The 23,581-nt window shown below is 62.3% G+C and carries 21 protein-coding genes, 1 tRNA gene and 3 pseudogenes; 12 read left to right on the forward strand and 13 right to left on the reverse strand.

The annotated features are described in order from the left end of the window. Positions 1 to 336 precede the first annotated feature (336 nt). The 12 genes and pseudogenes from AC1AYP_RS02500 (at position 337) to AC1AYP_RS02555 (ending at position 12,695) form a co-directional block, all read left to right on the forward strand. Positions 337 to 1,530 (forward strand): DUF4365 domain-containing protein, encoded by a 1,194-nt coding sequence (locus AC1AYP_RS02500; protein ID WP_476544604.1) that lies wholly within the window; start codon positions 337 to 339, stop codon positions 1,528 to 1,530. Positions 1,531 to 1,892: 362 nt separating this feature from the next. Further along, a pseudogene (locus AC1AYP_RS02505) lies at positions 1,893 to 2,855 on the forward strand (ISL3 family transposase). 601 nt (positions 2,856 to 3,456) lie between these two features. After that, complete coding sequence (locus AC1AYP_RS02510) at positions 3,457 to 3,846, forward strand: DUF1304 domain-containing protein (RefSeq protein ID WP_476544605.1); 390 nt, start codon at positions 3,457 to 3,459, stop codon at positions 3,844 to 3,846. Positions 3,847 to 3,945: 99 nt separating this feature from the next. Next, positions 3,946 to 4,022: transfer RNA gene (locus tag AC1AYP_RS02515), tRNA-Pro, on the forward strand. 204 nt (positions 4,023 to 4,226) lie between these two features. Beyond that, complete coding sequence (locus AC1AYP_RS02520) at positions 4,227 to 4,781, forward strand: PLD nuclease N-terminal domain-containing protein (protein ID WP_476544606.1); 555 nt, start codon at positions 4,227 to 4,229, stop codon at positions 4,779 to 4,781. Between the two features lie 214 nt (positions 4,782 to 4,995). After that, positions 4,996 to 6,390 (forward strand): UTP--glucose-1-phosphate uridylyltransferase, encoded by a 1,395-nt coding sequence (locus AC1AYP_RS02525; protein WP_476544635.1) that lies wholly within the window; start codon positions 4,996 to 4,998, stop codon positions 6,388 to 6,390. Positions 6,391 to 6,515: 125 nt separating this feature from the next. Beyond that, positions 6,516 to 7,230: pseudogene (locus AC1AYP_RS02530) on the forward strand (helix-turn-helix transcriptional regulator); the annotation flags it as partial. A gap of 86 nt (positions 7,231 to 7,316) precedes the next feature. Further along, positions 7,317 to 8,432: pseudogene (locus AC1AYP_RS02535) on the forward strand (helix-turn-helix transcriptional regulator); the annotation flags it as partial. A gap of 47 nt (positions 8,433 to 8,479) precedes the next feature. Then, positions 8,480 to 8,794, forward strand: coding sequence for a hypothetical protein (locus tag AC1AYP_RS02540; protein WP_476544607.1), 315 nt, complete (start codon positions 8,480 to 8,482; stop codon positions 8,792 to 8,794). A gap of 8 nt (positions 8,795 to 8,802) precedes the next feature. Further along, positions 8,803 to 11,412, forward strand: coding sequence for a DEAD/DEAH box helicase (locus AC1AYP_RS02545; RefSeq protein WP_476544608.1), 2,610 nt, complete (start codon positions 8,803 to 8,805; stop codon positions 11,410 to 11,412). Positions 11,413 to 11,538: 126 nt separating this feature from the next. Beyond that, positions 11,539 to 11,883, forward strand: a complete 345-nt coding sequence (locus AC1AYP_RS02550) for an RNA polymerase-binding protein RbpA (RefSeq protein WP_034528258.1) — start codon at positions 11,539 to 11,541, stop codon at positions 11,881 to 11,883. Between the two features lie 92 nt (positions 11,884 to 11,975). After that, positions 11,976 to 12,695 carry an HAD hydrolase-like protein gene (locus AC1AYP_RS02555; RefSeq protein ID WP_476546659.1) on the forward strand — a complete coding sequence of 240 codons (720 nt, stop codon included), beginning with the start codon at positions 11,976 to 11,978 and terminating at the stop codon, positions 12,693 to 12,695. 348 nt (positions 12,696 to 13,043) lie between these two features. Here the strand turns inward: AC1AYP_RS02555 and AC1AYP_RS02560 are convergent, their stop codons facing one another. From AC1AYP_RS02560 to AC1AYP_RS02620, 13 genes are all read right to left on the reverse strand, one after another. Further along, positions 13,044 to 13,415, reverse strand: a complete 372-nt coding sequence (locus AC1AYP_RS02560) for a hypothetical protein (RefSeq protein ID WP_476546660.1) — start codon at positions 13,413 to 13,415, stop codon at positions 13,044 to 13,046. A 103-nt stretch (positions 13,416 to 13,518) separates the two neighbouring features. Further along, positions 13,519 to 14,169 (reverse strand): MerR family transcriptional regulator, encoded by a 651-nt coding sequence (locus tag AC1AYP_RS02565; protein ID WP_476546661.1) that lies wholly within the window; start codon positions 14,167 to 14,169, stop codon positions 13,519 to 13,521. 51 nt (positions 14,170 to 14,220) lie between these two features. Continuing rightward, positions 14,221 to 14,658, reverse strand: a complete 438-nt coding sequence (locus tag AC1AYP_RS02570; RefSeq protein WP_476501695.1) for an FHA domain-containing protein — start codon at positions 14,656 to 14,658, stop codon at positions 14,221 to 14,223. 6 nt (positions 14,659 to 14,664) lie between these two features. Continuing rightward, positions 14,665 to 15,510 (reverse strand): DUF881 domain-containing protein, encoded by an 846-nt coding sequence (locus tag AC1AYP_RS02575; RefSeq protein WP_476501694.1) that lies wholly within the window; start codon positions 15,508 to 15,510, stop codon positions 14,665 to 14,667. A 1-nt stretch (position 15,511) separates the two neighbouring features. Then, positions 15,512 to 15,844, reverse strand: a complete 333-nt coding sequence (locus tag AC1AYP_RS02580) for a small basic family protein (protein ID WP_101623019.1) — start codon at positions 15,842 to 15,844, stop codon at positions 15,512 to 15,514. Then, the gene (locus AC1AYP_RS02585; protein WP_476546662.1) at positions 15,844 to 16,833 is read right to left on the reverse strand and encodes a DUF881 domain-containing protein; all 990 of its coding nucleotides are present in this window, start codon (positions 16,831 to 16,833) and stop codon (positions 15,844 to 15,846) included. Before AC1AYP_RS02585 ends, AC1AYP_RS02580 begins: the two co-directional genes overlap by 1 nt. Then, entirely contained in the window at positions 16,830 to 17,480 is a 651-nt protein-coding gene (locus AC1AYP_RS02590) for a CDP-alcohol phosphatidyltransferase family protein (protein WP_476501692.1), read from the reverse strand. The genes AC1AYP_RS02585 and AC1AYP_RS02590 overlap by 4 nt, the downstream gene beginning before the upstream one ends. Before the next feature lie 61 nt (positions 17,481 to 17,541). Next, positions 17,542 to 18,393 carry an ATP phosphoribosyltransferase gene (gene hisG / locus AC1AYP_RS02595; RefSeq protein WP_476501691.1) on the reverse strand — a complete coding sequence of 284 codons (852 nt, stop codon included), beginning with the start codon at positions 18,391 to 18,393 and terminating at the stop codon, positions 17,542 to 17,544. A 58-nt stretch (positions 18,394 to 18,451) separates the two neighbouring features. Next, positions 18,452 to 18,715 (reverse strand): phosphoribosyl-ATP diphosphatase, encoded by a 264-nt coding sequence (locus tag AC1AYP_RS02600; RefSeq protein WP_034528235.1) that lies wholly within the window; start codon positions 18,713 to 18,715, stop codon positions 18,452 to 18,454. Between the two features lie 68 nt (positions 18,716 to 18,783). Next, entirely contained in the window at positions 18,784 to 19,452 is a 669-nt protein-coding gene (gene rpe, locus AC1AYP_RS02605; RefSeq protein WP_034528233.1) for a ribulose-phosphate 3-epimerase, read from the reverse strand. Positions 19,453 to 19,527: 75 nt separating this feature from the next. Further along, positions 19,528 to 20,469 (reverse strand): prolipoprotein diacylglyceryl transferase, encoded by a 942-nt coding sequence (gene lgt, locus AC1AYP_RS02610; RefSeq protein ID WP_034528231.1) that lies wholly within the window; start codon positions 20,467 to 20,469, stop codon positions 19,528 to 19,530. 69 nt (positions 20,470 to 20,538) lie between these two features. Next, the gene (gene trpA / locus AC1AYP_RS02615) at positions 20,539 to 21,411 is read right to left on the reverse strand and encodes a tryptophan synthase subunit alpha (protein ID WP_476501688.1); all 873 of its coding nucleotides are present in this window, start codon (positions 21,409 to 21,411) and stop codon (positions 20,539 to 20,541) included. 39 nt (positions 21,412 to 21,450) lie between these two features. Next, on the reverse strand, positions 21,451 to 23,538 hold the full coding sequence (locus AC1AYP_RS02620) for a bifunctional indole-3-glycerol phosphate synthase/tryptophan synthase subunit beta (protein WP_476501687.1): 2,088 nt from the start codon (positions 23,536 to 23,538) through the stop codon (positions 21,451 to 21,453). Between the last annotated feature and the right edge of the window lie 43 nt (positions 23,539 to 23,581).

Genomic DNA, 23,581 nt, shown 5'->3' on the forward strand with positions numbered 1-23,581 from the left:
GTACCCCTCGTAACGCAGGTGGATGTCCGGAGCGGTGAGGATGTACCCCTGCCAAGCGGGAAAGAGAAGCCCGGATTCGGACAAGCCCGACAAACCCACTCCTATATACCAAAATGTGAAGAGCCGTTGAAGCTCAGCGGGATCTCCGGGAAGAGACGCCCGCCGGTGTTGGACACGCGCAGCTTGCGAAGCTCGTTCGCGAGCGTGCAGGACAATGCCGCGCCGTTGATGTTCACGCGCAGCAGCTAGTTGGCCTATTCAGGACGTTTCAACATACGCAGCAGCAACGAAATAAATATGAAACACTACCATGGTGTAATTAAAAAAAGGAGTAATATGTCAATTCAATATAATTCAGCAAGACGTAACATAATATCCGAACAACAAGGGGTTCTTCTCTTTAAGAGATACCTACTGGGGCATAATTTTACACCATTTGATTGGCCACTGGAAAACGACAATGGCGTCGATGTGATTGGCATAGCATCATTGCCGCCATCAGAACTCACTCCCACAAGCACTAGATATACTCCTGTAGCCACAAGCCTTTTGGCCGGATTCCAACTTAAGTCATCTTCGGAAAGAGATAAGCCTCAAGATATTCCTGTAGGCAAACACAAAGATTACTGGATGCATGGAAGTTTACCTATATTCCTTGTCAATGTTTTAAATAAGACAAATTCCATATATATTGAAGATGCGATATCTGCGCTGCAAGATGATAATCTGGACAGTGTAACCGTCGATACAAGAATAGACGAGCCAGATGGATTGTTGGTTATCCAGCATGTCTGGGCCCGGACGGTCGCATGGTCATTGTGCCCGTCACTTGGTCGAACGCTTCGCAAACGGACGCTAAGAGATATTAAGAACTATCAAGGACCAAACTCTCAGACCGATCCCGTTTCCCCCTCTGTCTGGTCTTTTATCGCCAACTCCTTCTTTTCTGGAGATGGCTTAATGATTCGATCATGGAATGAAAATTATTCTTTCTTCAAGTTCATGGATGTAATGTTTCTCAATGATGATTTGAGGCAAGATTTTGTTGCACAGATTTCCAATGTAGATGAGGAAAAGAATTCATATACTCCATCGAATGTATTTGGTGTACTATATTTACTGATTGAGATGTATACCGATTTTGGGAGGTTTCAAATAGAAATAAACAGCGACAGTGAAAAAGAACTTAGTTACAGAGAAAAAGAAATTAGTTTTTGTTTCAATACATTATGCAGTTATATTGACTGTGACGTCGGCTCCTTTAAGGAGAGAGATAGCAATAATGCAGCAGAAAGATTTTTCAAGGATTTAATCAAATATACTTACGGATCTATTTATAATATGGCGGACCATTCTGTCAAAGATGAAGAAAATGCATGGCCTGTTCTTTTTGATATGAAAAAAGCAGTATCAAATATTTTATCCACACAGGCTTTACATCAAGAGCTTAAAGAAGCCTGCGAAAATATCATCAAGGCAAAATACTCTAGAATACTCAATATGAGCGCCATTGAAGCATCTCAATGGTAATTTGGGGCGCTATTGCTGTTTTTGTGGGTAGTGGTTCGTCGTTGAGCCGTTGAGTGTGTAAGTGTGAGGGGCGTTCCCGCGCATTCTGCTCCCGACCAAAGAAATGAACCACGGAAAACGCCTAGACAAGAGCTTATTCACCCGACTACTGAACGTCAAAAACACGGTCGTCGAGGACGCGCGGATTGTCGACTCGCCCCATGCGCCCCGAGCCCGTGCTCGAGGTCCATGTGCGCCCGCATGAGGGCATGCTCCGATGCTCTCGCTGCGGCAAACGCCGCTGCGGTTATGACCGGGGCGGCGGTGCCCGCCGTTGGCGTCATCAGGATTTCGGCTGCTGGCAGGTGGAGCTGGTCGCCGACATGCTCCGCGTGGACTGCCCGGAATGCGGGATCGTGGTCGCCCAAGTACCATGGGCGGAGCCCGGCAGCCGGTTCACGCGCGATTTCGAGTCGGAGTGCGCGTGGCTGATGAGCGCCGCCAACCAGAAGACGGTCAGCGGTTTCCTGCACGTGGCGTGGAAAACCGCGGGCAACATCGCCCGCAGGGTCGCCGAGCGGTTGAGGACGTCGATGCCGTGCCCGTTCGACGGCCTGCGCGCGATCGGCGTGGACGAGACCAGCTACTGCAAAGGCCACACGTACATCACCGTCGTCGACCACGAACGCCACCGCGTCATCTGGGCGCACGACGGGTACGGCAAGGACGTGTTCGGCCGGTTCTTCAGGGCACTCACACCCGAACAGCGCGCCTCCATCCGGGTCGTCACCGGGGACGGCACCCGCTGGATCGACTCATTCGTCGACGAGTGATGTCCGCAGGCGGAGCGCGTGCTCGACGGATTCCACATCGTCGGCTGGATGACCGGCGCGCTCGATAGGGGCCGCAAACGCTTGTGGAACCATGCGAGGCGCAACGGCGACGAGGAGGCGGCCAGACGCATGCGCGGCGTCAAATACGCGGTCCTGAAGAACCTCGACGGCCTGACCGGCAAACAGAACGAGACGCTCGACGGCATCGGGAACACGGACCCGAAAGGCCAGCTCTACCGCGCCTGGCAGCTCAAGGAACTGCTGAGGACCCTGCTCGGACACCCGATCGGACAGGCCCGGGAGAAGCTGAACCACTGGGTGTTCTGGGCGTCCTACAGCCGTATTCCCGAAATCGTCGAACTCTCCAGGAAGATCCGGCGACACCGGTCCGACATCCTCAGAACCATCCGGCTGGGCTATTCCAGCGCCAGGCTCGAGGCGTTCAGCAACAGGATCAAGGTCGCCATCCGCATGGCTACGGCTTCCACCACGTCACCAACCTCATCGCCCTGATCATGCTCCGATGCGGCGGACTCAACATACGACTACCACAACCAAGAACCTAACCCACGAAAACAGCAGAAGCCTCTTCTTCGGCTTGCTTTGCCATTCGATGCTCCTGCCATCCCCATCTCGTTGCATGAACAATGCACCAGCTAACAGTTCCTGAACTCGTACGGAATTTCGCCCTTTAGACACCGGTAACGACTCGTCTACCCCCATACTCCATGGATTGCATGCGGGCCGCGTCTTGCCAGCAAGCTAGCTGGCAAGACGCGGCATATGCCGTCAATAGCAGAGAACGCGTCTACGTACGGGCTGTCAACAAGCACCGTAGCGTACCGAAGGGTGTCTCTCGCGACTTTCCATTGAATTCCTGATGTGTTGGGGGTGTATCCAACTCCTCCCAACGCCCCGCCTGTTGATGCCCCATCGTTTCGTGAATACCGCATAAGCAGCAAAGCGTCTGTCTGCTCGTGCGGCTACGGCTTCACTGAGCCCCATGCGGGGGCATTGCGACGGTAAAGTGTGTTCCGGACCCTGAATGTGCCTCCTTCAGCGGCGATTCAGGGCCACTCCGCTCATTCGCCGTTACATCGAAAGGACCCCGCGCATGCTCGTCGCCGCCTGCATCTTCGCGATTCTTGCAGGATTGCTCCATGTCGTCATCTTCATTCTGGAATCGTTCCGTTGGACGAAACCGAGGACGATGGAGATTTTCTCCATTCGATCCACCCAAGAGGCCGAGGCCACGAAGGAGATGGCGTACAATCAGGGCTTCTACAATCTGTTCCTCGGCATCATGGCCATAGTGGGATCGGCATTGTCGCTGTCCGGATACCACATCGCAGGAGTGACTCTGATAACCGCCGGGACCTCGTCCATGGTCCTCGCAGCTCTGGTATTGTCCATCGGCAGTCCTGACAAGCGAGGTGCTGCGATCAAGCAATTCGCATTCCCCGCGATCGCTTTACTGCTTATGGGTGCTGCCATCCTGTTCTGACGAATCCGACTGTTCCGGTTGGTTCGGCACGAATAAGACACGCCGATTTGCGTTTCCAGAACCATCTGGTAAATTATTCGACTGTTGCAAATGCGACATCGGACCATAGCGCAGTTTGGTAGCGCACTTGACTGGGGGTCAAGGGGTCGCGGGTTCAAATCCCGCTGGTCCGACCAGATGGTCCGGAATCTCAGCGGTTCCGGACTTTTTGCATTCCATGACATGCCATCCATTCTCTCTCTTGGAACGCAATGGGAGCGCCCACCCCGACACGCCTCATATCGCTGGCGTGTCGTCCCGCATCACGCCGCCATCATCTTCGAGCGCTTGCATCATCCCCAGTACAGGGAATATCCTTGGACAAACGAAGGGAGTCTGTCATGTCAGAGCCGAACCAGACAGCACCTCAGGCGCAGCAGCCTGAAACAGAGATTCCGCAGTCCGAGTCCTCCGCCGTGGAACGGAGCGCATACGACGCGTACACGCAACAGTCGTACGTCCCTCCCGACGCCGAATGGCAATCCTACACGACGATGGGGGAGCACCCTCAGCAACCCGTATCCGGGCAACCCGGATACGGATATGCGGCACAACAACCCCAGCCGCAGATGGCGTACCCGTACGCCCAGCAGCCTGCGCCGCCGTATGGGGCACCCTACGGCTACCCGCGGCCCGTCTACACGGACCCCGCGGACAGCGGTTCGTTCGGATGGGCGGTCCTGGGATTCTTCGTCCCCGTCGCCGGTCTCATCCTTTGGCTGGTCTGGAAGGACACGCGCCCGTTGGACGCGGCGAAAGCGGGCAAGGGCGCGCTCGTGTCGGTCATCCTGTCGGCCGCGCTCATCGTCCTGTACATCATCTTCATCATCGTGATCATCGTCGTGGGACTGTCGGCGAGCTCCGCCGCCGGGGTCCTCGCCGCCGCGGCGATATGACGTCGTCCCGAGGGCGTGATTCGCGAGCATCAGGCGGAAGCGGCGTGTGAAAGCGCTTGTTTCCGCCGATTTCATCCTATCGTTCACCATTTCTACACGCCATGTTTTCCGGCATGACGATGGCGTTCTTCCAATATCCGGTACACTGGTCGTCTATCGAATAGTCGTAAAGGAGAGATAGTTGTCAGACGTTTTCGATAAGTCCGCCGCGAAGATGCGCGATCACGGCATGAGCGAAATGGCCATCAGCCAGTTCAGGCATCTGTACGATGTGTGGCGCAACGACGAGGGAGCCACCTGGATCCAGGAGTCCGACGTCGAGCCTCTCACCGGCGTCCCGAGCTTCCACGACATCTACGACACGATCGATCACGACAAGGCCGTCGGGGCCTTCGCCAAGACCGCGTTCCTCAAGCTCAACGGCGGCCTCGGCACGTCGATGGGCCTCGACTGCGCGAAGTCGCTGCTGCCCGTGCGCCGCCACAAGGCCAAGCAGATGCGCTTCATCGACATCATCCTCGGTCAGGTGCTCACCGCACGCAACCGTCTGGACGTCGAGCTGCCGCTCACCCTGATGAACTCCTTCCGCACTTCGGCGGACACGATGAAGGTGCTGCACCACAACCGCAAGTTCCATCAGGAGGACATCCCGATGGAGATCGTGCAGCATGTGGAGCCGAAGATCGACCTGGCCACCGGCGAGCCGGTCTCGTTCCCGCAGAACCCCGACCTCGAATGGTGCCCGCCGGGACACGGCGACCTGTACTCCACCATCTGGGAGTCCGGCCTGCTCGACAAGCTGGAGGAGCACGGCTTCGAATACCTGTTCATCTCGAACTCCGACAATCTCGGCGCCCGCCCGTCCCGCACGCTGGCGCAGTACTTCGAGGATTCGGGCGCGCCGTTCATGGTCGAGGTGGCCCGCCGCACCGAGGCCGACCGCAAGGGCGGCCACATCGTCCGCGACCGCAAGACCGGCCGTCTCATGCTGCGCGAGATGAGCCAGGTGCGCCCCGAGGACAAGAAGGACGCACAGAACATCGACAAGCACCCGTACTTCAACACCAATTCGATCTGGGTGCGCGTCAGCGCGCTGAAGGCGATGCTGGCCGAGCATGACGGCGTACTGCCGCTTCCGGTGATCCTCAACCACAAGACCGTCGACCCGACGGATTCGTCGACGACGCCCGTCCTGCAGCTGGAGACCGCCATGGGTGCCGCCATCGGCCTGTTCGACGGCGCCATCTGCGTGCAGGTCGACCGCATGCGCTTCCTGCCGGTCAAGACCACCGACGACCTGTTCATCATGCGATCCGACCGATTCCACCTGACGGATACGTATGAGATGGAAGACGGCAACTACATCTTCCCGAACGTCACGCTCGACCCGCGCTACTACAAGAACATCCACGACTTCGACGAGCGCTTCCCGTACAACGTGCCGTCCCTCGCCGCCGCCAATTCGGTGACCATCGAGGGCGACTGGACGTTCGGCAGGGACATCATCATGTTCGCCGACGCGAAGCTCGAGGACAAGGGCGAAGCCCGCTACGTACCGAACGGCGAATACGTGGGTCCGCAGGGCATCGAACCCGACGACTGGATCTAAAAACACAAAAAACGGAGCCAATTTTGGCGAAAAGCCGACGACTCCGGAAAAAACACCGTAATATAGATGGAGGTTGCGCTCACGAGGCGCAGTTGAGATTTAACCTTAACGATACGTGAGGACTAATGGCAGAGGGTAGCACCGGGAGGCGGCGTTTTTCCGACAAGTGGGGCAAGCATGAGCTTGATGTGTTGGCCGTGTTGTCATCCGCGTTCCCGCAATGGCTCACCTCACGTCAGATCGCACAGCGCGTGAAGGCGTATGCCGACTCGTACGGCGAGTTGGCCGATCAGGCGGCGAAGGCGGCATTCGCGAAGCAGTTCCAACGCGACCGTGCGAAGCTGGCCGCCATGGGCATCGCCATCGAGTCCCGTCAGCCCGAATACTCCTCCAAATCGGAGGGGCAGGACTTCGCCTCGTATCGTCTCCAGCTCGGCGACGAACCTCGGATTCGTCTGAGGTTCGAGCCGGAGGACATGTCGGTGCTCGCGGCGGCCAACTATCTCGCCCGCTCCATGTCCATGTCGAGCGACCACGAGCAGCAGTCCGGCAACGCCCACGCCTCGCGCACGGCTCCACGCGTGCCGCAGACCCCGATTCCCGGCCTCGGACTCGATTCGATCGCCCCGGGCCTCGGCACGCAGACCATCCCGGACGCGCTGGTGAAGGTCATCGACTCCCGTCGCTTCGCCGCCACCATCGACGTGGACGGCGAGCACATCAACGTCGCGTACACCGATTCCGATGATTTGGCGATGTATGTGCTGGAGCATCCGGGAGCCTCCATCGTGAGCCCGCAGGAGGCCGCGGACGCGTTCCACCGCCGTCTCAAGGCCGCGGAGGACATGCGTTCCGTCGAGGATGTGATGCGCGACGGCTCCATCGCGGCAGAATCCCGGGAAGGTTCGGACGCGGCCGATCCCGATGAGAAGGAGAGCGGCAAGTCCCACGGCAAGAAGGCCTCGTTCCAGACCGGCAGCGAGGTGGACCGCCGTCTGAGGCTCATGCTGTTCCTCTCCGCCCATCTCGGCGAGGAGTTCTCGCTCGAGGAGCTGGCCATCCGGTTCATCGGCAAGGCGAAGACGCCCGAGGAGCTCAAGAAGTCCGTGAACGTGATCCACAAGGATATCAACACGCTCACCACGGTCTCCGACGACGGCGAAATGGCGGGCAGCCAGTTCTTCGACATCGATTGGTCCCTGCTGGACGCCGAAGGCATCGTCTCCGCCACGAACTCGCTTGGTCTGGAACGTCTTGCGGGCATTTCGCCGCAGTATCTGAGCATGCTGACCGCATCGGTCAGCTATCTCGCGCATTCGCCGCTGCTCCCGGACGAGCAGCGCGCCCAGGCCGAGAACCTCTACCATCGTCTGCATCAGCACGTCAAGCCGGGGCAGACGCCATGGCTGAGCCTGACCGGATACGAGCTCGAACCCCATAACTTCGGCACCGTCAAGCGCGCCATCAACGCGAACTCGCTGCTGGACATGACCTACACGGACGGCGCCGGCAACACGCGCCGCCGGTTGGTCGCACCGGTCAAGATCTACGTGGATGAAGGCGTGTACTACGTGGCCGTCTGGACGGACGTGTCCAAGGCTGCCCCGGAGGACAAGCTCAACCTGGTGCTCAGGAACCCGGCCGTCAACAGGGCGAACGGGAAGCCCCGCACATGGCAGGTGCTGCGCATCGCCCGCATCGAACAGGCCAAGCTGGTCGAACCGACCACGGCGCTCGACATTCCGGAGATGCCGTTGAGCGAGCTTCGCAAGTGGAGTTTCGACAACGGCACCGCCGCCACGTTCATCACCGATGCCAAGGACTCCGGATTCGTGCAGAACCTTCCCGGCGCCACCGTGGAGCCCTACGGCGACGGCGAGAAGGTCGACCTCATCGTATCCTCGGATTCATGGTTCGTGGCGTTCTGCATCGCGCATGCACGCCATATCGTGGCCGTGGCCCCGGAGACGCTTCGCTCGATGATCATCGCGCGTGCGCAAAGGGAGCTGAGCGTCGTCACGCATGACGGCGACACGGTCTGAAGCGGACGCTATGCCGCTATGACGGCGCGACGGAGGAAGGAGTCACCATGCCTTGGTGGGTTTGGCTGTTGCTGGTGTTGTTCATGCTCGCGATGATCGTCATCGGCGGCGTCTATGCATTCCGTCATGGCATGGCCGCCCTGCGTACCATCTCGCGCACGGGGGAGCAGGTGACTGATCGGCTGGCCACCATGGGAGAGCCGGCCGAAATCTCCTCCGAAGACGATAAGCCCATCTTCACCCAGCCGTTGCAGGTCGCGGCCGAACGGTATGAGAACGCCCACGCCGAAGTCATCGCGCGCCGTCAGGCGACGCGTGACCGTCATGTGCAGGCATGGAAGCGATGGAAGGACGCTCTGTAGACACGATCATGGCCTCGAAGCACCATACGAACCACGTCAGCCGCAACGACGACGCCGGACGGGCATCATCGCCCGCCGCCCGATACGCGGCGTTCCGTAAGCGGCAACAGCGGCAGGCGGGGATCGCCGCACGGTTCGCCGGCACGTTGCCGTTCGAACTGGACGATTTCCAGAAGCAGGCGAACGAAGCCCTCGAAGCCGGCCGCAACGTGCTCGTGGCCGCACCCACCGGAGCCGGCAAGACCGTCGTCGCGGACTTCGCCGTCTTCCTCGCTCAGGAGCATAACGTCAAGGCGTTCTACACCACGCCGATCAAGGCGCTGAGCAACCAGAAATACCATGACCTCGTCGACGTCTACGGCGCGGATCGCGTCGGCCTGCTCACCGGCGACACCTCCATCAACTCGGAGGCGGACATCGTGGTGATGACCACCGAGGTCCTGCGCAATATGCTGTACGAGCATTCGACGACGCTCGACGCGCTCCGCTACGTCATCCTCGACGAGGTCCATTACCTCGCCGACCGGTTCCGCGGTCCCGTGTGGGAGGAGGTCATCATCCATCTGCCGGAGCGGGTACGCATCGTGGCGTTGTCCGCGACGGTGTCCAACGTGGAGGATTTCAGCCAGTGGATCTCCTCGGTGCGTGGCGAGACCGAACTCGTCGTATCCGAGAAAAGGCCCGTGCCGCTGGAACAGCATGTGATCGTGCAGAAGGACGACCGCACCGAACCCGAGATCATCGACCTGTACCGTCGCGGAGGCGACGGCGACCAGACCCCCAAACTCAACCCGGAACTCGCCAACAGACTCGACCAGTTCGACCGCATCGCGGCGCGACTCCAAGGCGAGGAACGCCCGCGCAGGCACGGTCGCCGGGGGGATCCACGCGGTGGACGCGGCCGGAACGGCGCGCCCGCGCGCAAGCCGGAACGCCACGTGCCGCGACGTTGGGCGGTCGTGGACGAGCTCAACTATCTCGACATGCTGCCGGGCATCTACTTCATCTTCTCCCGCAACGGCTGCGATCAGGCGGTCGAACAGTGCATCAACGCCGGTCTGGAGCTCACCACCGAAGAGGAAATGCACCGCATCCGCCACATCGTGGACGAAATGGTGGAGGGGCAGCTCTCCCAGGCCGATCTCAAGGCGCTGGGCTTCTCCCGGTTCCGGTTCGCGCTCGAAGAGGGCTTCGCCTCGCATCATGCGGGCATGATCGCCCTGTTCCGCCAAATCGTCGAACGGCTCTTCGAGGAGGGGCTCGTCAAGATGGTGTTCGCCACGGAGACGCTGGCTCTGGGCATCAACATGCCGGCCCGCTGCGTCGTCGTGGAGAAGCTGGAGAAGTTCAACGGCACCGGCCACGTCGCGCTGACGCCGGGGGAGTTCACCCAGTTGACCGGCCGTGCGGGACGACGCGGCATCGACACCATCGGCCATGCCATCGTCGTCGACCATCACGGGTTCGTGCCGGCCACGGCGGCCGCGCTGTCCAGCAAGCGCGTCTATCCGCTGCACTCCAGCTTCAAGGCCACGTTCAACATGGCGGTGAATCTTCTGAACTCCAGCGACTACGAGACCTCGCGCGTGACGCTTGACCATTCGTTCGCGCAGTGGGAGGCGAACGCCTCCGCGTGGCAGCTGGAATCGCAGATGGACACGCTCGAACACGCCATCGAAGGGTATGAGAAGGCGTTCGCCTGCGACCATGGGGACTTCCGCGGATTCATGGATCTGCGCATGCGACTGAGCGATTTGGAGAAGACCGAACGCAACCGGCTGAAGCGGACCGTGTTCCGCTCCGATGAGGAGCGGTCCGAGGCGTTCCGTGATCTCGACCGCCGCATCGGCGAACTGCGCAGGGCCGATCAGCATCACCCGTGCCGGGAGTGCCCCGATCTGCAGCAGCATCTCAAATGGGGGCATCGTTGGATGCGCGAGATGCGCGAGCTGAAACGCGTCAGGGAACGGTACGACTCACGCACCGGTTCGGTCGCACGCCAGTTCGACCGCATCTGCGACATCCTCACCGGGCTCGGCTATCTCGAGGAGGTCGATGCCGGTTCGACGCATGGTCGCGATTTGAGACTTACCGAAAGCGGCCAGCTGCTGCGTCACCTGTACAGCGAACTCGACGTGGTGCTCGCCCAGGCGATCCTCACCGGCGCGCTGGACCTGCTGCCACCCGCGGGACTCGCCGCGGTCCTCTCCTCGCTGGTCTACGAGGCCAGACGCGGCGGCGGGGGAGAACCACGGTACTATCCCGGTTCCATCCATGGTCCGATCGCCGTCGCGGCGGGCGAGCTCAAGGCGTTGCGCGACCAGATCGACATGTCGTGCGAGGATCATGGACTTGACCCGCTGCCCGATGTCGACGCCGGAATCCTGGACGTCATGTATGAGTGGGCGGACGGCCGTGACCTCGCCGACGTGCTGCACGGCACCGAACTCACCGGCGGCGATTTCGTGCGCAACGCGAAACGTCTGGTGGACATCCTGCACCAGATCGCGTCCGCCGAACCGTACATCGGTACGGGGCACGCCGATCTCGCGCATCGGGCGCGTCTCGCGGCGGATATGGTCAACCGCGGCGTCGTCGCGTACTCGGGCGTCGACTGACGGGTACGACCGGTGCCATGCGCCCGGCCCGCGATGTACGCGGTGTCGCGATGGGCATGGAATAACCGCCACGTCCGAACTGTTGCGTAATGTGGATATGTCGAAAAACAAGGAGGAACCCGTACTATGGCCGAACGCAGTCTGCGTGGTATGAGCATCGGTGCGAAATCGCTGGAATCCGACAGCAACGTCGATTTCGCCGCACGTGAGGAAGTCGCCTACGTCTGCCCGAACGGGCATCGCACGATCCTGCCGTTCGCGGAAGGCGCGGAGATTCCCGACGAGTGGGAGTGCCGCTGCGGTTCCACCGCCCACCGTGAAGGCGAGGACGCCTCCGCCAACGAAATCGCCAAGCCCACCCGCACCCACTGGGACATGTTGCTCGAACGCCGCAGCGAGGAGGAGCTCAAGGAGCTTCTGGAAAAGCGTCTCAAGATGCATCGCGAAGGTTGGATTCCCGACTACGAGTGATGCAGGTGAACGACACCTGAACTTCATGCCCGGTCAACTCGACCGGGCATAATGCGTAGAAACCCGATACAGCAACAAGGGGAGTGACACCAATGGCCGAACATCCGAAGAACGTGGTCCTGCTCGATCTGGACGGCACGCTTACCGATTCCGCACCCGGCATCCTCGCCGCCGTCACGGAGACGTTCAAGGCGCTGGGCATGGCGGTGCCCGACGACGAGACGCTGCATCGCTTCGTCGGTCCGGCCATCAGCACGTCGCTCACGCTCAACCACGTGCCCGACGACAGGCTCGACTTCGCCGTGGAGACCTACCGCGACTACTACGGCAACAAGCAGGTGTTCGACGATTCGAACAACCCGGGGGAGAAAGTCTCCGGATGCTACGTCAACAAGCTGTTCGACGGCATCGCCGAGCAGCTCATCAAGCTGCGCGACGAGGACGGGTACTATCTCGCTGTCGCCACCTGCAAGCCCGAGTACCAGGCCAAGCCGATCTGCGAACGCTTCGGCGTCACGCCGCTGGTGTCCGGCATCTACGGCGCCAGCAAGGACAGCTCGCGCATCAACAAGGACCAGGTCATCCGGTACTGCTTCGAGAACATCGGTTTCGATGCCGCCGCGGGCGACCGTGCGCTGATGGTCGGCGATCGTTGGACCGATGCGGACGGCGCCAAGGCGTGCGGGCTCGATTGCCTGGGCTGCGGCTGGGGCTACGCCGAACCCGGCGAGCTGGCCGAACATGGATGCTACCGCATCATCGACCACGTGTCCGAATTGCGAGACGCAGTGAACGAGTACTTCGCGAAGTAAGTTCATTATTTGGACGGCGCGCGTGAATATTCAACCGAATATACAGTCGACTGAATATTCACGCGCGTCGTTTCATATAGCGCCGTAAATCACAATCGGTACGATACGAATAGGGAAACGACAAAGGCGAAACGGGGACCACGGGTGCGACAGGCGGCATGCGTGGCGTATCCGTGGGTATATACGGGCGGGCGTGTGCCTGCGAAGGCACCGCAATATATCTATTCTCAATTATCCGATAATGTACGTTATGTCAGATTAACAATGTACGCGTGTAACCCGGCATGCCTCATCATCCGACATTCATGCCGCAATCCCCAATTGTCGCCCCCGTCGGACGCTCCCCGATCACTTCCGCTTCGCGCGGTGCAGCCGCGCATCCATCTCGCTCATCATCGCGCGTCTCGCCTGCAGGTACAGGCATACGAGCTGCACGAGAATCAGCAGAATCACCACGGCTGCGGACGGCCAACCGTACTTGACGTAGAAATCACGCACGTCCGGATCGAACCCGCCATCAGCGAACCAGGTGAACGCCAGATACGGCGTCAACCCCAACAGCGCCGATGCCACGTGCGCAATCGTCACCGGCCAACTCACACGGTCCACGCCGCCCGCATACCGTTGCAGCAGCCCGCCGCGACGCAGACAAATCACGATGATGTTGAACGAAAGCACCACATCGACGCACCACAGCGCCGCTGGAAGGATGTCCACCATGAGGCCCCCTTGAAACGTAATACCGGGTATAGGCTCCGAAATACAACGAATCTGACATAACGTAGTCATGCCAGATTGATTCTCCACTACGTATACGACGGCTTCAGCGTCGCGCGGATTCCTGCTCTCGCTGGAGCCGTCGCTCCTGAAGCTTCCTGCGCATGCGAGCGGCGGTCAGATCGTCGATGGGCCGGCCGGTGGAGCGTTTCGCCGGGGATTTCGTCAGATCGACGTAGTCCTCCCCTTCCAACGCCACTCTGATCTGGTGCCACAGCGATCCGACCGATACCGCGAACACCGCCTTGCCGCTTTGCAGCAGGTCGAGCATCTGCTCGCTGGTGGTGCATTCGTGCACGTGCTGACCGTCGCACATGATGGTGATGTGCTCGAGCTGGCCGACGGAACGCTGCGTGAGGAAGCTGATCGCCGTGGTCACGTTCTGCAGGTTCACGCCGGCGTCGAGCAGACGCTTGGACACGGCGAGGATGACGACGTCCTTGAACGAGTAGAGACGGCGTGATCCAGAACCGTGCGATGGCGTAATCGACGGTTCCAGAATCTGCTTGCGCGCCCAATAATCGAGCTGACGGTAGGTGATGCCGGCGATCTTGGATGCGATGGAGCCACGGTAGCCGCGCATGATGTCCTCGTCGTCGGGAGTGGCGAACAGTTCCCCCTGCACGGCGTCCTCATTGAGATCGGTACGATCCTCGAGTCGCACGTGCAGATGAAGCCGACGATCATCCTCGTCCATCGTCACTCCCCTCGCTTGTTTCCGTGCCCGGCTACGCCCTGTGGACCATCGTCAGGAGATGACGGCCGACTTCGTGAAGAAGACGAGACGGAACTTGCCGATCATAATCTCGTCGCCGTTCTTCAACGTGGCCTGGTCGACACGCTGGCGGTTCACGTACGTGCCGTTCAGGGAACCGGCGTCCACGACGGTGAACACTCCCCCGGTGCGACGGAACACGGCGTGTGAACGCGAGACCGTGGAGTCGTCGAGCAGGATGTCGGCACGCGGGTCGCGCCCCACCGTCACCTCGTCCTCATCGAGCAGGTAACGGGAGCCGGACACCGCGCCTCGCGTGGAGATCAGCAGCGCCGTGCCCTCCGACAGTCGGGCGATGGTGTCGAGATCCTCCGTGGTGAGCGGACGGTCGCCGGTCGCGGTTACGGGAATGGTGATTGCGGGCAGACCGATGATGGTCGTCTCGCCTGCGCTGGGAATTGGTTCTGTCATGGTTTCCTATTCTACCGTCCTTGCGTACTTATATTGCTTTTCGCCGCGCACGGCGTTGATGACGACGTCGTCGGATTGTTCGACGGTGACGCGTGAACCGTACATGACCTTGAGTCTGGAGCCGATGCCGCCCGCGATGTTCACCGCGTTCTGCAGGTCCCCCGGATTGCCGATGGCACGCACCACATACGGCGTGTCGAGCGTGACGCCGTCGCACTGCAGCTTGCCGTCGTCGCCTTTGACGATCGAGGTGGAGGTGACGACGCGCACGTCTCCGATGGAGATGACTTCGGCGCCGGCGTTGCGCAGCTCCTCGATGAGGGTGAACAGCGTGGCCGCGTCGATGCTCTGCTTCGTGCCCTTGGTGATGCGGATGATCACGCCCTGCCCCTGCGCGGGCAGCCTACCGGAGATGATGCCGCTGGTCTCTTCGTTCTGCTTGGCGATCTTCTCGGCCTGGTCGCGTTGGTCGGCGGCGGCCTTGAGGCTGGTGAGCTGGCTGGTGAGTTCGTTCTTGCGCTGTTCGAGGTTCGTGGCCTGCGTGCTGGTCTCGTTGATGAGGCGTACGAGCTCGTCCTCGCTCATCGTCTCGTAGGTGGACTGCGTGTTGTTGATTTGCGTCATGTAGCCGAAGCCGAGGAGGGCGCACATGAGCACGACGAGCAGCGTCGAGGCGAGCTTAGTCTTCAGTCCGGCCCCGCCGAGCTCACGTTTGCCGTCCCGACGTTTGCCGACCTGGGGGAACGATCCGGTCTCCAACGAATCGTTGCGTTTCTCGGCGGCGTCGCGCGCCTTCATCTCGCCGATGATGTTCCCGCCGTTCCGTGCGGGTTTCCTGCTTCGTCTCGCCATGTCAGCCTCGGAAAATGAACCGTCGGATGGCGGACACGTTGGAGAAGATGCGGATGCCGAGCACGACGATGACGGCGGTCTGCAGCTGCGAGCCGACGCCGAGCTGGTTGCCGAGCAGGACGAGCAGCGTGGCGGTGATGACGTTCGCGAAGAACGAAATGATGAACACGCGATCGGAGAAGCGGCGCTCGAAATAGGCGCGCGCGGCGCCGAGCAGCGCGTCGAGCGCCGCCACCACCATGATCGGCAGATACGGCTGTATCCATACGGGAATGTCCGGTTGGACGAACACGCCGATCACCACGCCGATGATCAGTCCGAGCACTGCTGCCATTACTTCGCCTTCCTCGCGTAGCTGATGTCTCCGACTACGGCCGCTTCCAGTGTAATCGACTTCGACTGTTTCATCTGCAGGGTGATGCCGGCGTCCTTGTAGGCGTCATACAGGGTCCCAAGCCTGTCGGGATCGGCGACCTGGGACAGCGCGGTCCTGTCCCCGATGGCCTCGATGCGGTACGGGCTGTCGACCGCGTCCAATCCGATGAGGATCGTGCCGCCGGCGGTGCGGATCGAGGTCTGGATGCCGAGCCGATGCCCGTTCACCGCGATCGCCTCGGCACCGGACTGCCAGAGCAGGGAGACGAGCTGCTGCAGGTCGGCGTCGGTGACGACGCGCAGATGACCGCCGGAGGATTCACGCGGCGTGGCGCCGTTCGTAGAGCCATTGGAGGCGGCGATCGGGTTGGATACAGTGAGCGTGACGCCCTCGCCGGTCACCCTCACCTGGCCGCTGGCCATCTCGTCGTCCAGCACGGTCTGCGTGGAGCCGGCGACGTCGAGACGTTTCGATTGCCGTTCGATCTGGCCGCGCAGCGTGTTCACCTCGCCGGTGAGCTTGCCGACGTTCTTCTGCGAGGATTCGAGTTCGGCGGCGAGCGACGCCCTCACCGCCTTGCGCGGATCGGAATGGAGCTGCTGCACGAACAGGCTGCCGAGGAATCCGACGCCGATGCAGACGATGAAGCAGACCACGCGCGTCACCCACATCATCATCGGCGATTCGCGGTGGGTGGCGAGGTTCGAATCGAGATAGATCGGGTCGAGCGGACGGTTGGTCAGATCGTCGATGAGTCTCAACGAATCGTCCTGGCGGATGCGTCGGCGGCGTTCCCGCTCGCTCAGCGGAGCCGTTGCCTGGGCGGCATGATGGGATAGGAGTCCCCCGTACGCGTGGGAGAACGCCGAACGACGACGCCTTGTCGGCGCTCCGTCCGTTCCTCTCCCCGCTGGATATGATGCCGGCACCGGCTCGTCCACGCTCATGCGCGGGCCTTCTCACGCCGTTCGCGCTCTCGCTGCTCATGCCGTTGCGGCAGCTCCTGGCGCAGCACGGTGACTCCCTGGCGGAAGTAGATGTACCCGGCGAGCCAGTACATGGCGACGCCCCAGATGCCGGTGGCCAGCGCCGCCAGATGCAGCAGACGGAACAGCGACCCGGTGCCGAGGTCGGCGATGGTGAGCGAGACAATCGCCATCATGAGCAATGCGGTGCCGGTCTTGCCAACGAAGTGCACGGGCAGCGGGCCATAGCCGTATTGCGCGAGCCACAGCACCTGGATGGCCATGAACAAATCGCGTATGCCGATGACGATGAGCATCCACCATGGGATGATGCCGGCGACGCCGAGCGCGATGATCGAGCAGAGAATGAGCAAGCGGTCGGCCAGAGGGTCGAGAATCTGGCCGATCTTGCTCACCTGATTGAGTCTGCGGGCGAGGATGCCGTCCAATCCGTCGGAGAGTGAGGAGACCGCCAGCACGATCAGGGCGTTCACCATTTCGTGGTTCGACATCAGCCATGCGATGAACGGAATCGAGATGATCCTGAACAGGCTGAGCAGGTTCGGAATCGTGAGATAGATGTCGCGCGGTTCCGGGCTGTAGGTCGACTTGGTGTTGCGTTCGGTCATGCTGTCGGTGTTTCGTTTGCCTCTGGTCGTATGGGGATTATGGCGTCGTCGCCCGCGTGGGTCAGATGCGCGACGCGGTCAGCGCGGTCACGATGATGCCGCGCGCGCCCACGTCGTACAGCTTGTCCATGAGCTGGTTGACCTTCGCCTTGGGCACCATGACGCGCACCGCGTTCCACTGCTTATCGTGCAGTGGCGAGATGGTGGGGCTTTCGAAGCCGGGGGTCACGTCGATGGCGGCGGCGACCTTGGACACGGGGATGTCGTAGTCCATGAGCACGTAGCGCTGCGCGGTGATCACGCCTTCGAGACGACGGCTCAGGATGGTCAGGCGCTCGTCCTTCTCGTCCAGTCGCGGCGAGCGGATGAGGCACGCCTCGGAGTGCATGATCGGGTCGGCGAAGATGCGCAGGCCGGCGTTCCTCAGCGTGGTGCCGGTGGACACGACGTCGGCGATGAGGTCGGCGACGCCCAGCTGCACGGACGATTCGACGGCGCCGTCCAGATGGATGGTCTCCGCGTTGATGCCGTGGTCGACGAGGTAGTCGTGCACGAGCTTGTCGAAGGAGGTGGCGACGCGCTTGCCGTCGATGTCCTCCAGCTTGGAGAAGGAGGATCCGTTCGGCGCGGCGAAGCGGAACGTGGAGGCTCCGAAGCCGAGCGGCATGTGCTCGAGCGCGGCGGTGCCGGAGTTCTTGAGCAGGTCCTGGCCGGTGATGCCGCAGTCGATGGTGCCGCGGCCCACGTACACGGCGATGTCAAGCGGGCGCAGGTAGAACAGTTCGATGTCGTTGTCCGGATCCTCGACGACAAGCTGACGCGAGTTGGTGCGCAGACGGTAGCCCGCCTCCGCCAGCATGTTCCAGGCGGGTTCGGACAGCATGCCCTTGTTGGGCACGGCGATTCTCAGCATGGTTTTCCCCTTAGTCATGGATGCGGCGCGGGCTATATCGCCCGCGCCGCGGAAACAGTCACAGGTGCTTGTAGACGTCCTCGAGGCTCAGACCGTGCTTAATCATCATGACCTGCACGTGATAAAGCAGCTGGCTCATCTCCTCGGCGGTGCGGTCCGCGCCCTCGTATTCGGCGGCGATCCAGGTCTCGGAGGCCTCCTCGACGATCTTCTTGCCGATGAAGTGGGTGCCCTTGTCGAGCTCATCGACGGTCAGGGAGCCTTCCGGACGGGTCTTGGCCTTCTCGCTCAGTTCGGCGAACAGCGATTCGAACGTCTTCATGTGTCTGTGATGCTTTCTTCTTGGTTTCGGAATATGGAATCCCGCGGGGAAACCGTGCGTGTCGACGCTCAGTCGCGGTACGCGGCGGCGGCCTTCTCGCGGATGGAGTCGATGGCGGCCGCGCGGTCGTCGGCGCCGTACACGGCGGAGCCGGCCACGAGCACGTCGGCTCCGGCCTCGGCCACGATGTGCGCGGTCTTCGGGCTGACGCCGCCGTCCACCTGGATCTTGGTGTCGAGGCCGCGGCGGGTGATCTCGTCACGCAGGCGACGGACCTTGGCCATCTGGTTGTCGAGGAACTTCTGGCCGCCGAAGCCGGGCTCGACGGTCATGATGAGGATCATGTCGAACTCGTCGAGGATGTCGAAGATCGGCTCGACCGGCTCGGCGGGGCGCACGGCGAAGCAGGCCTTGCAGCCCATGTCGCGCAGCTGGCGGGCGAGACGGACCGGGGCGTGGGTGGCGCCCATGTGGAAGGACACGGAGGAGGCGCCGAGACGCGCGTATTCGGGGGCCCAGCGGTCCGGGTCCTCGATCATGAGGTGCACGTCGACCGGCAGGTCGGTGACCTCGCAGATGCGCTTGACGATCGGCTCTCCGAGCGTCAGGTTCGGGACGAAGTGATGGTCCATCACATCGACGTGGACGAGGTCCGCGTTGGCGATCGCCTTGAGGTCGCGCTCAAGGTTGCAGAAGTCGGCGGACAGGATGCTGGGGGCGATTTCAATCTTCTTCATGGTTCCATACCTTATCCATCAAATGGGACTATGGCCGGCGTCCGGGAGCGTTGCGCCGCCGGACGGGGCGGATGTTCAGTCGTCGTTCCTCGCGTGTTCGTCTTCGGAACGCTCCTCGGCCTGGCGCTGCCGTTCGAGCTCGTCCGCGGTGACCGCGGTGAGACGGGCGGCGAGCGTCGACGTCTCCCGTCCGACGCGGTGCAGCGCGGCGAACAGGACGCATCCGGCGAGGAAGACGAGGATGGCGGTCCACACGTTGGTCCTGAGGCCCAGGATCACGGTGGAGTAGTTGATGCGCACGTTCTCGATCCATGTGCGGCCGAGGCCGTACCAGATCATGTACATGGCAAACTGCTGGCCGGCCTTGAGCCGGTCGGCGAACCTGCGTCCGATCCATACGATGAGCGCGGCCCCGATGAGGTTCCAGATCATCTCGTACAGGAACGTGGGGTGGAACAGCGTGCCGGAAGGGCATGCGGTCCCCTGGTAGCACACTTCGGTGCTGCCGATCGCGTCCGCCGAATCGTTGAGCTTCAGTCCCCACGGCAGGGTGGTGGGCCAGCCGAACAGCTCCTGGTTGAACCAGTTGCCGAGGCGTCCGATGGCCTGCGCCACGAGGAGTCCCGGGGCGAGGCAGTCGGCGAGCAGGGCGAACGGGTAGCGCTTGTGGCGGCACCAGAGGAACGCGGCCAGCGCGCCCACGCCGATGCCGCCGAAGATGGCCATGCCGCCCTCCCACACCTTGAGGATATTGACGAGGCTGCCGGTGGGCGGGAAGTACGCGGACGGCGTGGTGATGCAGTGGTACAGGCGCGCGCCGACGAGCCCCGAGGGCACGGCGACGAGCGTGGTGTCGAGCACTTGGTCGAAGGTGCCGCCCACGCGCTTCCAACGGCGGGTGAGGATCCACACGGCGAAGCACACGCCGATGAGGATGCATACCGCGTACATGCGGATGGTCACCGGTCCGATCTGGAACTTCGAGAACGTCGGTGAGGGAATGTATGCGAGATTCATGGGTTTCATCGCTCTCATCCTACGACGGGCGCGCCGTGGATCCGACGCGCCCGTGCGGAACGGCGGACGTCAGGCGCGCGCCCCGTGGATGCCCGCGGCGAGCTCCTCGCTCTTAGCGGCGAGCAGCTTCAGGCCTTCGGCGGTGTCGCGCGGCGAACGGTTGTCGTCGGCGAGCAGCGTGTGCACAAGTGCCGAGCCGACGATCACGCCGTCCGCGTAGGAGCCGACCTTCGCGCCCTGTTCGGCGGTGGACACGCCGATGCCGACGCACACGTTCTTCGCGCCCGCCTTGCGGGTGCGCGCGACGAGCGTCTCGGGGGACGCGTCGATGCTCGCGCGTTCGCCGGTGACGCCCATGCGGGCGGCCGCGTAGACGAAGCCACGCGCGTTCCTCGCGACGACTTCGAGACGCTCGTCGGCGGAGTCGGGCGACACGAGGAAGATACGGTCGAGCCCGTGACGGTCGGACGCCTCAATCCACTCCCCCGCCTCGTCCGGGATGAGGTCCGGGGTGATGAGGCCGGCGCCGCCCGCGTTCTCGAAGTCGCGGGCGAACTTCTCGATGCCGTAGTGGTAGATGAGGTTCCAGTAGCTCATGATGAGCGGCACGCCGCCGGCGTTGGCCACGGTCTCCACGGCCTCGAAGACGCGTCGGATGGTCTCGCCGTTGTTCAGGGCGATGGAGGACGCGGCCTGGATGACCGGGCCGTCCATGACCGGGTCGGAGTACGGCAGGCCGATCTCGACCGCGTCGACGCCGTGCTCGACCATCGTGCGGAAGGCGTCGAGCGAGACCTCGGGGTCCGGGAAGCCGTACGGCAGGTAGCCGATGAAGGCCGGCTTGTCCTCGGCCTTGAACTTCGCGAACATGGCCTCGGTGGGGCTGGGCCGGTGGCTGATGCCCAGCGGCTGGCCGGAGGGCGTGGTTGCTGCGTTTGTCATATCGAAAATCTCCTCCTGATGCTGTGCATCCGTCGCCGTTCAGGCGACCGTGTTCCCGTGCGCGCCGGTCACTTCGAGCGCGGCGGCCTGGTCGTCGGTCAGGTAGCCGAACCACTTGCCGGCGGTGGCCATGTCCTTGTCGCCTCGGCCGGAGATGTTGATGATCATCACGGCCTTGTCGTAGCCCTTCGCCTTGAGGTCGGCGGCGGCCTTGAAGGAGCCGGCGACCGCGTGCGAGCTTTCGATGGCGGGAATGATGCCTTCGGTCTGGCTCAGGTCGCGGAACGCGTTCATCGCCTCCTCGTCGGTGGCCCACGAGTAGTTGACGCGGCCGATGTCCTTGAGCCATGCGTGCTCGGGGCCGACGGACGCATAGTCGAGGCCGGCGGAGATGGAGTACGTGTCGAGCGTCTGGCCCTCGTCGGTCTCCAGCAGGTAGCTCTTGGCACCCTGGAACATGCCGAGCTGGCCGGTGCCAGGGGCGAAGCGGATGGCGTGCCTGCCGGATTCGGGGCCGTTGCCGCCGGCCTCGTAGCCGTACAGGTTGACGCGTTCGTCGTCGAGGAACGCGTTCATCACGCCGATGGCATTGGAGCCGCCACCCACGCACGCGCACACCGCGTCCGGATGGTCGATGCCGTACCAGTCCTTGAGCTGCTGCTTGGCCTCCTCGCCGATGATCTTCTGGAAGTCGCGCACCATCTCGGGGAACGGATGCGGGCCCGCGACCGTGCCGAGCAGGTAGTGCGTGTCCTTGACGTTGGTGACCCAGTCGCGCAACGCCTCGTTGATGGCGTCCTTGAGGATCTTGTCGCCGAGCGTGACCTCGACGACCTCGGCGCCGAGCATGCGCATGCGCGCCACGTTGAGGGCCTGGCGGCGGGCGTCGATCTGACCCATGTAGATGCGGCACTTGAGACCGAGCATCGCGCACACGGTGGCGGTGGCGACGCCGTGCTGGCCGGCGCCGGTCTCCGCGATCACGCGGGTCTTGCCCATGCGCTTGACGAGCAGCGCCTGGCCGAGCGCGTTGTTGATCTTGTGCGCGCCGGTGTGGTTGAGGTCCTCGCGCTTGAGGAAGACGCGGGCGTCGAGTCCGGTCTTCTCGCGGATGAGCTCCGCGAAGCGCGGCGCTTCGGTCAGCGGCGAGGGACGGCCCACATAGCGCTGCTGCAGCGTCATGAACTCCTTGTGGAATTCGGGGTCCTTCTTGGCCTCGTCGTAGACGCGCTCCAGCTCGTCGAGCGCGGTGATGAGCGCCTCGGGCACGTATCGGCCGCCGAACTGGCCCCAGTACGGGCCGTGGTGTTCGCTCAACGGGGTGGTTTCTGATGCTTTCACTCTTGCTCCTGCCTTCACTAGTCGTTCAACCGCAAGTTCATGGTCGTCCGCCGTGGCGACGCCCTCGCCGACCAGCACCGCGTCGGCGCCGGCCCGGCCATAGTCCTCGACCTCGACCGCGCCGAACACGCCGGATTCGGCGACTCGGATCACGTCGTGGGGCAGGTCGTCGGCCAGTTCGGCGTACTTGTTGACGTCGACCCTGAGGTTCTTCAGGTTGCGCGCGTTGATGCCGATGACCTTCGCGCCGGCGGCGATGGCGCGCTCGATCTCCTCGCGCGTGTGCGTCTCGACGAGCACGGTCATGCCCAGCTCGTGCGCCAGGTCGAGCAGGTGCCTCAGCTTCGCGTCGTCCAACGCGGCGACGATGAGCAGCACCAGGTCGGCGCCGTGCGCGCGCGCCTCGAGGATCTGGTAGTCGGTGACGATGAAGTCCTTGCGCAGCACCGGGATGTGCACGGCGGCGCGCACCTTGTCGAGATCGTCGAGGGATCCGAGGAAGCGACGGCCCTCGGTGAGCACGGAGATGGCGCTCGCGCCGCCCCGCTCGTATTCGCGTGCCAGCGCGGCCGGGTCGGGGATGTCGCTCAGGTGGCCCTTGGACGGGGAGGCGCGCTTAATCTCGGCGATCACGGGGATGCCGTCGGCGCGCTTGAGCCATCGTTTCGCGTCGATCGGGGCCGGGGCCGCCAGCGCGGCCTTCCTCACGTCCTCCAACGACACGGTGCGCTCACGGGCCTGCTGGTCCTCCAGCGCGCCCGCCACCAATTCGTCCAGTACCGACATGGTCCTCCCTTGAATGTCTGAAGTCTGACCATGCGCCACCATA

This window comes from Bifidobacterium sp. LH_424, assembly GCF_056356895.1.

Coding starts and splice junctions, on each gene's coding strand:
- AC1AYP_RS02580 (WP_101623019.1), bottom strand. CDS start 15,844: ATGGCAGCAGTGCTCGGACTGATCATCGGCGTGGTGATCGGCGTGTTC.
- AC1AYP_RS02570 (WP_476501695.1), bottom strand. CDS start 14,658: ATGACAGAACCAATTCCCAGCGCAGGCGAGACGACCATCATCGGTCTG.
- AC1AYP_RS02575 (WP_476501694.1), bottom strand. CDS start 15,510: ATGGCGAGACGAAGCAGGAAACCCGCACGGAACGGCGGGAACATCATC.
- AC1AYP_RS02565 (WP_476546661.1), bottom strand. CDS start 14,169: ATGGACGAGGATGATCGTCGGCTTCATCTGCACGTGCGACTCGAGGAT.
- AC1AYP_RS02510 (WP_476544605.1), top strand. CDS start 3,457: ATGCTCGTCGCCGCCTGCATCTTCGCGATTCTTGCAGGATTGCTCCAT.
- AC1AYP_RS02525 (WP_476544635.1), top strand. CDS start 4,996: ATGCGCGATCACGGCATGAGCGAAATGGCCATCAGCCAGTTCAGGCAT.
- AC1AYP_RS02540 (WP_476544607.1), top strand. CDS start 8,480: ATGCCTTGGTGGGTTTGGCTGTTGCTGGTGTTGTTCATGCTCGCGATG.
- AC1AYP_RS02555 (WP_476546659.1), top strand. CDS start 11,976: ATGGCCGAACATCCGAAGAACGTGGTCCTGCTCGATCTGGACGGCACG.
- AC1AYP_RS02550 (WP_034528258.1), top strand. CDS start 11,539: ATGGCCGAACGCAGTCTGCGTGGTATGAGCATCGGTGCGAAATCGCTG.
- trpA (WP_476501688.1), bottom strand. CDS start 21,411: ATGACAAACGCAGCAACCACGCCCTCCGGCCAGCCGCTGGGCATCAGC.
- AC1AYP_RS02500 (WP_476544604.1), top strand. CDS start 337: ATGTCAATTCAATATAATTCAGCAAGACGTAACATAATATCCGAACAA.
- rpe (WP_034528233.1), bottom strand. CDS start 19,452: ATGAAGAAGATTGAAATCGCCCCCAGCATCCTGTCCGCCGACTTCTGC.
- AC1AYP_RS02600 (WP_034528235.1), bottom strand. CDS start 18,715: ATGAAGACGTTCGAATCGCTGTTCGCCGAACTGAGCGAGAAGGCCAAG.
- AC1AYP_RS02545 (WP_476544608.1), top strand. CDS start 8,803: ATGGCCTCGAAGCACCATACGAACCACGTCAGCCGCAACGACGACGCC.
- hisG (WP_476501691.1), bottom strand. CDS start 18,393: ATGCTGAGAATCGCCGTGCCCAACAAGGGCATGCTGTCCGAACCCGCC.
- AC1AYP_RS02520 (WP_476544606.1), top strand. CDS start 4,227: ATGTCAGAGCCGAACCAGACAGCACCTCAGGCGCAGCAGCCTGAAACA.
- AC1AYP_RS02560 (WP_476546660.1), bottom strand. CDS start 13,415: ATGGTGGACATCCTTCCAGCGGCGCTGTGGTGCGTCGATGTGGTGCTT.
- AC1AYP_RS02590 (WP_476501692.1), bottom strand. CDS start 17,480: ATGACCGAACGCAACACCAAGTCGACCTACAGCCCGGAACCGCGCGAC.
- AC1AYP_RS02585 (WP_476546662.1), bottom strand. CDS start 16,833: ATGAGCGTGGACGAGCCGGTGCCGGCATCATATCCAGCGGGGAGAGGA.
- AC1AYP_RS02620 (WP_476501687.1), bottom strand. CDS start 23,538: ATGTCGGTACTGGACGAATTGGTGGCGGGCGCGCTGGAGGACCAGCAG.
- lgt (WP_034528231.1), bottom strand. CDS start 20,469: ATGAATCTCGCATACATTCCCTCACCGACGTTCTCGAAGTTCCAGATC.